Source organism: Anaerolinea thermolimosa (assembly GCF_001050195.2).
Lineage (GTDB): Bacteria > Chloroflexota > Anaerolineae > Anaerolineales > Anaerolineaceae > Anaerolinea > Anaerolinea thermolimosa.
In genome coordinates this window covers 819,686-831,611 of sequence record NZ_DF967965.1, presented here as the reverse complement: position 1 = coordinate 831,611, position 11,926 = coordinate 819,686, and the positions used below count along the sequence as shown (strand labels likewise).

General features: G+C 53.9%; 10 protein-coding genes. 6 read left to right on the top strand and 4 right to left on the bottom strand.

Going from position 1 to position 11,926, the window contains the following annotated elements; all coding sequences use genetic code 11:
• Positions 1-30: 30 nt before the first annotated feature.
• Both ATHL_RS03855 and ATHL_RS03850 read right to left on the bottom strand, forming a co-directional pair.
• Complete coding sequence (locus ATHL_RS03855; RefSeq protein WP_084001154.1) at positions 31-1,089, bottom strand: response regulator; 1,059 nt, start codon at positions 1,087-1,089, stop codon at positions 31-33.
• Positions 1,086-3,338: a sensor histidine kinase gene (locus tag ATHL_RS03850; RefSeq protein WP_062189982.1), complete on the bottom strand. Its 2,253-nt coding sequence runs from the start codon at positions 3,336-3,338 to the stop codon at positions 1,086-1,088. The genes ATHL_RS03855 and ATHL_RS03850 overlap by 4 nt, the downstream gene beginning before the upstream one ends.
• Positions 3,339-3,598: 260 nt before the next feature.
• Here ATHL_RS03850 and ATHL_RS03845 point away from each other — a divergent pair, with 260 nt between their 5' ends.
• The 6 genes from ATHL_RS03845 (at position 3,599) to ATHL_RS03820 (ending at position 9,441) form a co-directional block, all read left to right on the top strand.
• Positions 3,599-4,381, top strand: a complete 783-nt coding sequence (locus tag ATHL_RS03845) for a DeoR/GlpR family DNA-binding transcription regulator (protein ID WP_062189981.1) — start codon at positions 3,599-3,601, stop codon at positions 4,379-4,381.
• Positions 4,382-4,392: 11 nt separating this feature from the next.
• Positions 4,393-5,433, top strand: coding sequence for an amidohydrolase family protein (locus ATHL_RS03840; RefSeq protein WP_062189979.1), 1,041 nt, complete (start codon positions 4,393-4,395; stop codon positions 5,431-5,433).
• 11 nt (positions 5,434-5,444) lie between these two features.
• The gene (locus ATHL_RS03835; protein ID WP_062189977.1) at positions 5,445-6,467 is read left to right on the top strand and encodes an SIS domain-containing protein; all 1,023 of its coding nucleotides are present in this window, start codon (positions 5,445-5,447) and stop codon (positions 6,465-6,467) included.
• A gap of 181 nt (positions 6,468-6,648) precedes the next feature.
• Positions 6,649-7,635, top strand: a complete 987-nt coding sequence (locus ATHL_RS03830) for a glycoside hydrolase family 130 protein (RefSeq protein ID WP_062189975.1) — start codon at positions 6,649-6,651, stop codon at positions 7,633-7,635.
• Between the two features lie 23 nt (positions 7,636-7,658).
• Positions 7,659-8,363 carry a deoxyribose-phosphate aldolase gene (gene deoC, locus ATHL_RS03825; RefSeq protein ID WP_062189973.1) on the top strand — a complete coding sequence of 235 codons (705 nt, stop codon included), beginning with the start codon at positions 7,659-7,661 and terminating at the stop codon, positions 8,361-8,363.
• 43 nt (positions 8,364-8,406) lie between these two features.
• On the top strand, positions 8,407-9,441 hold the full coding sequence (locus ATHL_RS03820) for a Gfo/Idh/MocA family protein (protein ID WP_201797928.1): 1,035 nt from the start codon (positions 8,407-8,409) through the stop codon (positions 9,439-9,441).
• Here the strand turns inward: ATHL_RS03820 and ATHL_RS03815 are convergent.
• Both ATHL_RS03815 and ATHL_RS03810 read right to left on the bottom strand, forming a co-directional pair.
• Positions 9,438-10,508 carry a GTP-binding protein gene (locus tag ATHL_RS03815; protein WP_062189969.1) on the bottom strand — a complete coding sequence of 357 codons (1,071 nt, stop codon included), beginning with the start codon at positions 10,506-10,508 and terminating at the stop codon, positions 9,438-9,440. The two genes, ATHL_RS03820 and ATHL_RS03815, sit on opposite strands and share 4 nt — an antisense overlap.
• Positions 10,505-11,896: a uroporphyrinogen decarboxylase family protein gene (locus tag ATHL_RS03810; RefSeq protein WP_062189967.1), complete on the bottom strand. Its 1,392-nt coding sequence runs from the start codon at positions 11,894-11,896 to the stop codon at positions 10,505-10,507. The genes ATHL_RS03815 and ATHL_RS03810 overlap by 4 nt, the downstream gene beginning before the upstream one ends.
• Positions 11,897-11,926: the final 30 nt, after the last annotated feature.

The following is an 11,926-nucleotide window of genomic DNA, read 5'->3' as shown; positions in this document are numbered from 1 at the left end:
TCGATTGCTGAAGATCGAATGGACGATCGCCTATGTCTCACCCTTAATGCGAGCCACCGCTGCCGCCCGGGTGTGGATCTCTAATTTAGCAAAAATAGATTTCAAGTGACGTTTCACAGTATTGGTAGTGATAACCAGGGCTTCGGCTATTTCCTTATTCGTTTTCCCTTCGGCCAGCAATTCCAATACTTCGCGCTCACGTTCGGTTAATTTCTCGAACTCTGCCGGTGGCCCCTTTTGCTGGAGCGCCTCGTGAACTGTCCGGAGGAAGACTTTTCGATGAAAAGACTGTTTTTCAAGATACGCAAAGACCTGAGGACGGGCAAAGGTTTGTTCGATGAGCACCGGATCTGTCATTCCACTTAACACGATGACCGGTGTTCCTCCACCCTGAAAACCCAGTAGCAGCCGATATCCTTCCAGGTCTTCCGGGCGTGTAGCGCCAATTCCCCCCCCTCCTGAAGCATGGCTCAGGCTTAAATCAATAATAGCCAGTTGATACCGCTCACGGCGTAAACAGCCGAGCGCCTCACCAAAACTCCGACACGCCCGCACCTGAAAGCCACTCTCACCCAGCAGTTCTGAAAGAATGTCCTGCCAGCTCTGATCATCTTCGACCAACAGGATCCTGGCTTCGCGGTTCACCTTCAACAGTTGAGGGAGCGTCACAGTGGGCTTCGTGTCTTCTGGCTTTTTCTCCTCGGCTGAGAAAATAGACAGAAGCAATTTCTTAAGCTCACCCCGGGTGAAAACCTCTTTTCGGAGAACATTCTCCGCCCCATACTGGCGAATGGCGCTGACTGCAAGCTCCACGGTGGCATACCCCGTCAAAAGTATCGCCGAACAACCCGGATCATGTTCGCGAAGGAGTTTTAAAACCATCAAACCATCCCGGTTGTGATGATCTCGCTCATGAAGCGCCAGATCGACCACGGCAACCCGATGCGGCACAGCCATCAGTCTCTGAGCCTCATCCAGGCTGGCCGCAGTGTCTACCTCACAGCCGGAATCTTCCAGGATTTCCCGGAGAATTTCCTGCCACGAACGATCGTCATCCACTACCAGAGCGCGTGGTTTTCTCATCATCATTGACCCGCTTTTGGAAATTGCAAGATAAAAGTGGTGCCAGTCTTCCCGTCACTTTCCACCCGGATACTTCCTCCCAGCCGCATCATTAAGGCCCGCACCCACCATAAACCGAAACCCAGTTTTCCGGCATGTGCTTCCTGACCACTGGAATAACTGAGATCAAAAATACGGTCATGCATCTCAGGGGGAATACCCGGCCCGGAATCAGTGACCAGCACCCGCACTGAGTCATCCCTGAGCTGGCCATGAATGAGGATCTTTCCCTTTCCGCCCATAGCCCGCGCGGCGTTCTCCAGCAGGTTGGAGAACACCAGCTTCAGACTTTGCTGGGCTGCCGGTATTTGAGGCAGCTCTGCCAGGCCTTTTTCTTCAACCTGGATTCCCGACCCAAGGTTAACTGACTCCAGCGCCATGTCTACACACGCTTTCAGGTTTACCAGCGAAATTTGCATGGGGTGAAGGTGAATCAGGTGCTCACGCACGGCCAGCATGGCCTCCATTGCACTCCGCTCGATTTCCGCCAGATTACTGGCCAGGTAACGATCTTCAGCCAGCAGGTCGGCACATTTGTCCTGAATTCCCTGCACCCGCACCGGGATAGTCCCTACTTTGTTATTGAGCTGGTGTAACAGATTGGTCGCCAGGTCTCCCACTGCCGCGAACATTTCGGCAACGGCACGCTGTTCCTGCGTTTTCCGCAGCTCTTCCAGATGAGACGCATACAGAATGGCCATCCCGCTGAAGTGGGCAAGCATTCCCATGACTTTCTTTTCCCATTCTCCCCCCTGGCTGGCATCCTCCAGCAGAACAAAAACGGCAAACCATCCCCAGCTTTTATCATCAGGAGAAGAAGAAAGCGGAGCCAGCCAGACAAAATTCCAGCTTCCTTCCTCAAAAAGTCCCCTGGCCAGTGACTCTGGTAATCGCCAGCGTGGAATCAGGACCACCTCATCGGTAAGAAACGCCCGTAACTCAGAACATTCCTTCGCGTGGAGGAAGGTATTTTCCGCCTCGTTTCGCGCACCGGCAACCAGATCAGCACCATTTTCTCCAACCAGCCAGATTCCAGAAGAAGCCGCATTGAGTAAATCGCAGGCCAGGCTAGCCAGGCGGTCAAGCACCTCATCGCGAGTGCGGGTCAGTAAAAGTTGCGGAATTTCCTGCACGGCATCCAACAGGCGGACTTCCTGAATGGCGATGACAGCCTGGGTGGCGAAAGATTGCAGGAGGATTCGGTCATCGTCGGAAAATGCATTTTTATAGGGACTTTCCAGATTGAGTACCCCCAGCACCCGCCCGCTTGCGCTGATCAAAGGCACTGCCAGCTCCGATTGCATCCTCACATTGGCATCCAGCGGAAAATAAATGGAAGACCATGGCTCTTCTGTCAGGTCAGAAATCAGAACCGGTTGACGGTTTTGCACCACCCACATACTGATCGAAGGCGAATCGATCGCCAGGGTCTGTGTATACGGGTGTCCCAGGCCAGCCCCGGCCACCGCTTTAGTCACCAGCCGGGAGCCGCCGCCTTCAAGCAGGCGGAAAATCCCATATTGTGCCGAAGTGACTTCCAGCGCCATTTCCAGGATAGCTTCCAGCGTTTCTTTCAACCCTAACCGCGATGAAATAATCAATCCGGCGCGTCGAAGGCGTTCCAATTCCTCTTCCTTACGCATCAAATACCGGCTTACTTCAGCCATGCGTTGAATCTGGAAAATGGCCATCCCCGCCTGATTCACAAAGTTTTCCAGCATTAACAATTCCATACCAGTAAAGGGGCGCTCTTCAGCCAGGTAAACGTACAGAACTCCCAGGGGTTCCTCAGCCACTACCAGCGGGAAGCAGGCCACCACCCGGGCACCGGCCCTGGCCTTGACCGGATCGATATCAAAATGAGGCTCTTCGTACGAAAGGACGCGCTGCCGTTGTTGAATTGCCCGCCAGCCCATACCATCCGGCCGGGGCTGTTCACCTGGCACTCCCTTTGCCAGCTCGCCTGCCGATACCCTGGACTCGGGCACAAAAACCCGCATCCGGCTATCGTAAGCATAGATTACCGCCGAAGCTCCCGGCACCACCTGGGTGGCGCCTTCAACGATCATTCGAAGGGCAGTGCGTTCATCCACCGCATTACCACTGCCAATACGGTTAATCGTACTGCCAATTCGGTTGAGATTGGCAAGCGCATTCAGCAGGCGCGTTTCCAGATCATCATCCGAAAAGCGAGAAAGAGAGTCATCGGGTTGCATGCCCATTCCAGCGATCCACTCGAACCAACCACTCCGGGTTGAAAAACACTTCTGATTGGACTGGTTCTTCTTTATTTATAATACATAAAGATACCTTGCAGGCATTATAAAAAAACCTCATGCATGCGTCCATGCCCCATCCGGGGTATTTTCGGAAACCAAACCCTCAAAAAATTGCATAAAATTACGCTCGTTTTTGACATTCTTTGATTGAATTAATGATATAATTTTCATAACCTCTTCCAATCACTGGTACAACCGTGAATCAAGCCCATTCTCTCTCGATTACCGAACGCCAATTGCAGATTGTGGACCTGATCGCCCAAAAACAGCGTATCACGGTGGGCGAAATCGCATCGCTGTTCGGGGTGAGCGAGGCTACTGCCCGCCGCGACCTGGAATCTCTGGCTGACAGGCATCTGGTTCAGCGCGTCCATGGTGGAGCCATTGCCACCCCAAGTGCACCGCGCGAACTCCCCCTCCCCACACGGGCAAACGAACAACGAGAAGAGAAATTGGCCATTGCCCGGCTCGCCGCCAGTCTGATTCAGGACGGTGAAACCATTTTCCTGGGCAGTGGCACAACGGTACACTGCCTGGCAGAACAGCTCCACGAAAGACACCTGACGGTGATCACCAATTCTCTGCCTGTCATCAACACCCTCGCCGGAGAACCGCACATCAACCTGATTGTTTTAGGGGGTAGTTTTCGGCCTGAAGAGCTTTCCTTCATCGGGCATATCACCGAACAGGCCCTGGTTGAAGTGCGTGCTGACCGTGTCTTTATGGGCATTCGCGCCATCGACCTGCAACACGGCCTGACCAACGATTATCTTCCTGAGACTCTTACCGACCGCGCCATTTTACGCATCGGTAAACAGGTTGTTATCCTGGCAGATCACACCAAAATGGGTCGCATTGCTGGCGCGTTTGTGGCATCCCTGGATGCCGTTCATCTTTTAATTACCGATGCTTCCACCCCATCCTCGTTCCTTGCTTCTCTGCGTGATCAGGGCCTCCGGGTTGAGGTGGCCCCCCTGTAAAAGAGGAAACGATGCAACTTCAGGATTATAAACCGATTCCCAAACTGGTTACTCCGCAAACCCTCACCCAGCGCCCACGTTTTCCCGTGGTCGATGCCCATAATCATCTGGATAATCTTTTCCCCCACCTCGCGAGTATGCCCGTCTCTGCCATTCTCGATCAGCTGGACGAGGTGGATATTCGCGTCTATGTTGACCTGGATGGCGGATGGGGAGAAGAAATTCTTCGTCGGCATCTCGACCGATACAAAGCCACTGCTCCGGAACGGTTTATTCATTTTGGCGGAGTTGACTGGTCTCAATGGCCAGAACATGGAGATCGATTCGGTGAGTGGGCAGCTGCTCGCTTCCGCCAGCAGGTTGCATGGGGAGCGCAGGGGTTAAAAATCTGGAAAAATTTTGGGCTGCACGTGACAGACCAGCATGGAGAACGGGTACGGGTGAACGATCCGCGGCTTTCTCCTCTCTGGGAAACCGCCGCTGAATACCAGTTACCAGTCTTGATTCACGTCGCCGATCCGGTTGCCTTCTTCGATCCGATCGATGAAACCAACGAACGCTGGGAAGAGCTTCAGCAAAACCCTGATTGGGCTTTCACCAGCCCGCCGTTCCCACCGTTCCTCTCAATCCTTGAAGACTTTGCCGCTCTGGTAACCGCCCACCCCAGAACGACCTTCATCGGGGCCCATGTGGGTTGTTATTCCGAAAACCTTGCCTGGGTCAGCCAGCTCCTCGAGCGTTGCCCCAACCTTTATGTCGATATCGCCGCACGCATCAGCGAACTTGGCCGTCAGCCCTATTCATCGCGCCGTTTCTTCCTGAAACATGCCGATCGCATTCTCTTTGGGACAGATATCGGCCCCAACCCCGAAGGGACACGCATCTATTATCGGTTCCTGGAAACCGAGGACGAATATTTTCGCTATGATCCGGGGGATATTCCAGGGCAGGGGCGCTGGAATATTTACGGAATCTATCTGCCGGATGATGTACTTAAAAAGGTCTACCACCAGAATGCATTACGTTTATTCCAGCTTTCTACACTACCCTAAGGAGTACTCCAATGACCGAACGTGGCGTCCACACCTTGCAAGAAATTCTTTCACAACCTGAAACCTGGGAAAAAACCCTCTCCGATCTGAGCAGTGTGACCGATCTGCCCGATGCCCGGCAGTATGACCAGGTTCTGTTTACCGGCTGCGGCTCTACCTACTACCTTTCTCTGGCCGCTGCCGCTCTCTACACCGAACTGACGGGTCGTCTGGCGCGTGCCCTGCCTGCCTCGGAGGTCTGGTTAAACCCCGCACAGGCCTACCCGCAGGGATTGCGGACGCTTCTCGTTGCGGTCAGCCGTTCGGGTGAAACCAGCGAAACCCTGCACGCCTGCGAAGCATTTCGCAAACACCACTCCGGCCAGCTCATCACCCTGGTGAACGTCCCAGAGAGCCCCCTCGCAACCATGGGAGATGTCAATATTCTTCTCCCCGCCGGGCAGGAGACCAGCTTTTGCCAGACTCGTGCGTTTACTTCTCTTTACCTGGCAAGCACCTGGCTTTGCCTGCAATGGGGCGACCTCAAGCACTCCATGAATGAGCTTCACCAGCTGCCAGAAACCTGCCAGAAATTGCTCGATCAGTTCGCCCCCCTGGCAGAGCAGACCGCCAGCAACATGGGGCTGGATCGGTTTTACTTCCTCGGTTCTGGTTCCCGGTATGGTTTAGCCTGTGAATTGAGCCTGAAGATGAAGGAAATGTCCCTCAGCCATAGCGAACCTTTCCACTTCATGGAATTCCGCCATGGCCCAAAATCTATGGTCTCCGAATCATCTTTGATTATCGGCTTGCGCTCTGAGTCACAGCGCACCTACGAACAGGCCGTTCTCAACGATATGAAAGCCCTCGGCGGCCAAATTTTGTGTATGGATAACACCGACGCTGATGTTCGCTTCAACACCTCCGTAGCCGAACCACTCCGTAATATCCTCTACCTTCCGGTTGGTCAGCTGTTCGCCTACTGGCGATCCATGGTTAAAGGTCTTGACCCCGATCGCCCGCATAATCTGGATGCCGTTATCCGACTTTCCTAGATTTTTTATCGTTCTACCCATTGCAACAGGCCGCCTTCCAGCGGCCTGTAATCTTTTCAGGGGGCTCTCTTTCTCCGTTCAATTCCTCAGGGTTACTGTAAAAAAAGAAACGCTGGTAAACTATGGATGACGCAACCCGATATATCCCCTCAATCTCAAGCTGTTTGCCAGGAGAAAAGCTATGCCAACCCGATACACCAACCTCCCTCCGATACCCAACCTGCCCTGGGAAGAGCCCCCCGCCGGAAGCAATAGTGTCATCTGGCGTTACTCCAAAAATCCGGTCATCCCGCGAAATCTCATCCCGCGCGCCAACAGTATTTTCAACAGCGCCGTGATCCCATTCCGGGGGGAATTTGCAGGTGTATTCCGGATAGATGATACCCGCCGGGTGATGAACATCTACCGGGGTTTCTCCAAAGACGGGCTGGCCTGGAATATCGACCATCAACCCATCCAGTTTCTATGCGACGATCCCGAGATCGGCCGTTTTCAGTACCGGTACGATCCCCGCGTGTGCTGGTGCGAAGACCGTTACTGGGTGACCTGGTGTAACGGGTATCATGGCCCAACCATTGGCATTGGCTACACCTATGATTTTGAAGCTTTCTATCAGATCGAAAACGCTTTCCTCCCATTCAACCGGAATGGCGTCCTTTTCCCGCGAAAGATTCGTGGAAAATACGCCATGTTCAGCCGCCCCAGTGACAACGGACACACCCCCTTTGGAGATATCTATTACAGCGAAAGCCCGGATATGGTGCACTGGGGACATCATCGCTGGGTGCTCGGGCCAGGCACCTGGTGTTATACCAAAGTGGGTGCTGGCCCTACCCCTATCGAAACCAGCGAAGGCTGGCTTTTGATCTATCATGGGGTGCTTACAAGCTGTAACGGGTTTGTTTACAGTATGAGCGCTGTGCTCCTCGACCTGGAACAACCCTGGAAGGTAATCTACCGTGCCGCTCCCTATCTGCTCTCTCCCCAGATGCTTTATGAGTGTGTGGGTGATGTACCCAACGTTGTCTTTCCATGTGCCGCATTGGTGGATGGAGCCACAGGGCGAATGGCCATTTACTATGGTGCCGCTGACACGGTAACGGCTATGGCGTTTACCCACGTGGACGACCTCGTAGACTGGGTAAAAACTGAAGCAATACGCGACTGATGATACATTCTTTGAGGTAAAGTATGGCCCTTGACATTCAAAACCTTTCCTATGAACAGGTCGCCGGGATGATTGACCATTCACTGTTGAGACCTGAACTAACCGCCGATGAGACCATAGCTGGCTGTGAACTGGCTCGTCGTTACCGGGTAGCCACCGTGTGCGTTAAACCATGCTACGTTGCACTGGCGGCCCGCATTCTTCAGGGATCGAATGTGCTCGTCACTACGGTCATCGGCTTTCCCCATGGCGGTCAAACCACCGACGTGAAAGTTTTTGAAGCCCGGCAGGCCATCGAGCAGGGCGCCCGTGAACTTGATATGGTACTCAATATTGGTGAACTCCGTTCAGGTCACGTGGATTTCGTCCGGGAGGATATATGCGCCGTGGTGGAAGTGGCTCATGCCCGGGGAGTAAAAGTGAAAGTCATCCTCGAAAATGCCTACCTCACCGACGAGCAAAAGGTTACGGCCTGTCGCCTCTGCGAAGAGGCCGGTGCCGACTGGGTGAAAACTTCCACCGGCTTTGCCCCTTCTGGCGCAACCCTCGCCGACCTGCGGTTAATGCGGGCTTCCGTCGGGCCTCAGGTGCAGGTAAAGGCTGCCGGCGGCGTGCGCACCCTCGATGCCCTCCTTGAAGTGATGGAAGCCGGCTGTACCCGCTGTGGGGCTACCGCCACCGCAACCATTCTCGAAGACTTCAAACGCCGTAAAGGGATCGTTGATTAAGCTCATTCCACCCCTGGAACTTTCACCTCACTTCGGAGTACCCATGATGCCACCCACCACCTGGAAAGTCGTTCTGGCCGGATGCGGGGGGATCAGCCGCGCCTGGCTCGATGCCCTGAAGAACCTCCCTCACATCAAAATCGTCGGACTGGTAGATATCCATCCAGAAGCGGCGCAAAAGCGGGCTCAGGAATACGGCCTGGAAACTGCCCTTCTTTCGGACGATCTCGCTGCCACCCTGAAGCGTACCTCCCCCGATGTCGTCTTTGATTGCGCCGTGCCCGAAGCCCATTATTCAGTAACCCTCACAGCTTTACAGCATGGGTGCCATGTACTGGGAGAAAAACCTCTCGCCGATACCATGGCTCACGCCCGCGAAATGGTCGATGCCGCACAAAAAGCCGGAAAAATTTTTGCAGTGATCCAGAATCGGCGATATGACGCCAACATCCGACGCGTCCGCCAACTCATTGAGACCGGCAGTATCGGCCAGATAACCACCCTCTACAGCGATTTCTTCATCGGCGCCCACTTTGGGGGGTTCCGCGACCGAATGCGCCACGTGCTTTTGCTCGATATGGCCATTCACACCTTTGATGCCGCCCGTTTCCTCGCCGGAGCCGACCCGCTGACTGCTTTCTGCCATGAATGGAACCCGGCTGGCTCCTGGTATGATCACGACGCGTCTGCGGATGCCATTTTCGAAATGAGCGAGGGCATTCACTACGGGTATCATGGAAGCTGGTGCGCCGAAGGGCTGAACACCTCATGGAACGCGGCCTGGCGGATCATCGGCACCCGGGGATCCATTCTCTGGGATGGTGAAGAAACCATCCGCGTTCAAAGAGTAAAGAAAACCGGGGGGTTCTTTTCTGAATGGGAAGAAGTAGAACCTGCTCCATGGAACGCCACAGAAAAAACCGGGGGGCATGCGGGGCAAATTCGAGATTTCTTTGAGTGTCTTGAGAATAACCGCCTCCCGGAGACAATTTGCACCGATAACATTAAAAGCCTGGCCATGGTCTTCAGCGCCATCGAATCGGCAGAAACAGGGCAACGAATAGAAATAAGGGTCTAAATCAAGCGGTGGGTCGGTCGGGGTTGGCCAGGATGAAACGCTGATTCTTCTTCCACCTGCACGGCAACACCTGATCTTTCGAAGGCCCTCCGGCATAGAGCGCGTAATTCGTCTGCGCTCATTTCAACCCGCGCATTCATCAGAATACGAGCCTGCCTGCCAATCCGGGCGGGCAGGCTTTGTTCCCAGGTTGGATCGGGAAGAGACAGAAAACTCAGTTTACCACCCCCTGCCTCTCCCTCAATCATCCATTTAAGGTGCCCCACCCGGGCTTTGCAGGCTTCCAGCTCCTCCAGAACCGTCGCAATGAGTGTTTTTACGCCAACCGACGCGTCGCCATCCGAGACAACCAGATGCACCTGTGCATCATACCAGGCAAGCCTGGCCTCCCCTTCACCGTAACGCAGATAATCTATGTCCAATGTTGCACCCATCCTGGGCTCAGCCTGTAAGTCCAGCCAATCAAGCCAGGCCTGCACGCCATCTTCCGCCAGGGAATTTTGCATGATGGCATTCTTCTCAGGATAAGCTCGACCGAATAAACCTTGCACCTCGACCATGGCTTGCGGTGTAAGTAAATCCATTTTATTAATCACTACCAGGCCAGCCTCTTCAATCTGCTTCTCGAAAATATAAACGACCTCGTCACTGAAGGGCATTGCATCTCCGCGTAAAAAGTGGAGCAGTAATCGCGCGTCAGTAAAAACACTCAGACTGGTGGGAGCCAACTCTGACGCCCGAAACTGCGCCAGTGGCTTGAGAACCGTTGCCACCAGGTCGGCACACGAACCCACCGCTTCGGCAAAGATTACGTCTGGCCGAATGCTACCCATCAATTCGCCCAGTTTCTGCTCCAGGTCAACATAATGGCAACAAAAGCATCCCCCGGCCACTTCTACGGCGGGCACATCTTCCAGGCGGAAAAATGCCGTATCCACCAGGAATTTTCCCTGGTCGTTGGTAACCACCCCTACCCTTCGGCCGGTTCGCAGCAACCGTTTACACGCCTGAATGATGGCTGTCGTCTTACCGCTCCCTAAAAATCCACCTACCAGGTGTAGTTTCATCGCATCACCTGTCGAATCGCCTCCAGAAGTTCGCGGTTTCCCGGAATGATCGATGAATACTTCAATTCGCCGTTAATATAAAGCGATGGAAGGTTCTTGACCCCCATTTTTTTAATCCGGGCTACATTCTCTGGTCGGGTAAATTTATATTCCACCAGATCCACCTGCCCATTGAGCGACTCTACAGCCCGGCGGGCCGCACTGAGCATATACCCGCAGGCCGCGCAGGTATCCGAGTCCAGCGTAAACACTTCAACCAGTGGTTTTTCCAGACGACTGTAATCGGGCAGAGTCACTTCCAGATCGAAAGTGTGGCTTTCATAATTGGCAAGCATGCGTCGGGTGGTGGCAGGATCACGCACCGCCTGAACCACTGCCACGGTATTCTCAACAGGAGTATCGTAGGGCATATCACAGCCCGGTGCAAGAATAAAGTTCTTGAACGTGTCTATCCCGTCAATGGCCCCCAACCGTTCCAGCAAATCGACGACATATTTCATATTATCCTGTTGCGTACCCAGCAACATACAGGTCGTCAGGGGGATATTCCCACCGATCACAATGTTGTAACGCTCGGTGATTTCTCTGGCTGTCGGTAAATGGATATTCTCATCCACCGAAATAGAATCGGGCGCGGTCTGGCACATCCACTCAAGGTTTTTGGTCGCATCTCCACAGACGAAAAAGGAAGAATAAGCCCCCATCTGTCTGATCGCCCGGAACACCTCGGTAAAGGGCTTAAGGAGGTATTGTTTAAAATGGCGCGGAGATACCTGTGAAACCACCGGGTCAACAACCGCGATCACATCCATCCCGGCCTGGTGATATAGCTCAGCCATACGCAAATTGACATCGCGGCAATAGCCAATCAACCCCTCCAGAAAATCCGGATGATCGAAGGTATCCATGAAAATTTCGGTTCCCCGGAGATGCGAAGCCAGCGTCATCGGGCCGCAAATTAACCCGTAGAGCGCCGTTTTCTCCCCAACCATCTCCTTCATTTTTCGCATGGTCTCCAGAATCATCGGGAGGCGCCCCTCATCGGGCTCCGGGAGGTGTTTGGGAAGCTCCAGGCGGGTTTCGAGGGGATGAGAAACCACACTTGGCGGCGCAAACGGCGCCCAGGCCAGCTCGCATCCTAAAATTTCCGCCTCTACTTGCAGGTCAAAAAGCACCGGTTGACCATCGGGGTCATAAAGCTCGTTCACAGCCAGCAGAGCCTCAAGCAATTTTTCTGGTTGCTGGAGCACCTCCAGCGCAGAAAACCCGCGTAGCTTTCCGGCGTGGACTCCGGCGAAAGGCACCCAGGGAATGGCACCCGGAGCTTCATGGCGCAATGCAGCCAGCAATAATTCTTTTCCATGAGGGCGATGAGAGGAATTGGACATGAGAACGGCTCCAAATTGAGGTGATGGCGA

Coding starts and splice junctions, on each gene's coding strand:
- deoC (WP_062189973.1), top strand. CDS start 7,659: ATGGCCCTTGACATTCAAAACCTTTCCTATGAACAGGTCGCCGGGATG.
- ATHL_RS03830 (WP_062189975.1), top strand. CDS start 6,649: ATGCCAACCCGATACACCAACCTCCCTCCGATACCCAACCTGCCCTGG.
- ATHL_RS03855 (WP_084001154.1), bottom strand. CDS start 1,089: ATGATGATGAGAAAACCACGCGCTCTGGTAGTGGATGACGATCGTTCG.
- ATHL_RS03850 (WP_062189982.1), bottom strand. CDS start 3,338: ATGCAACCCGATGACTCTCTTTCTCGCTTTTCGGATGATGATCTGGAA.
- ATHL_RS03815 (WP_062189969.1), bottom strand. CDS start 10,508: ATGAAACTACACCTGGTAGGTGGATTTTTAGGGAGCGGTAAGACGACA.
- ATHL_RS03820 (WP_201797928.1), top strand. CDS start 8,407: ATGATGCCACCCACCACCTGGAAAGTCGTTCTGGCCGGATGCGGGGGG.
- ATHL_RS03810 (WP_062189967.1), bottom strand. CDS start 11,896: ATGTCCAATTCCTCTCATCGCCCTCATGGAAAAGAATTATTGCTGGCT.
- ATHL_RS03835 (WP_062189977.1), top strand. CDS start 5,445: ATGACCGAACGTGGCGTCCACACCTTGCAAGAAATTCTTTCACAACCT.
- ATHL_RS03840 (WP_062189979.1), top strand. CDS start 4,393: ATGCAACTTCAGGATTATAAACCGATTCCCAAACTGGTTACTCCGCAA.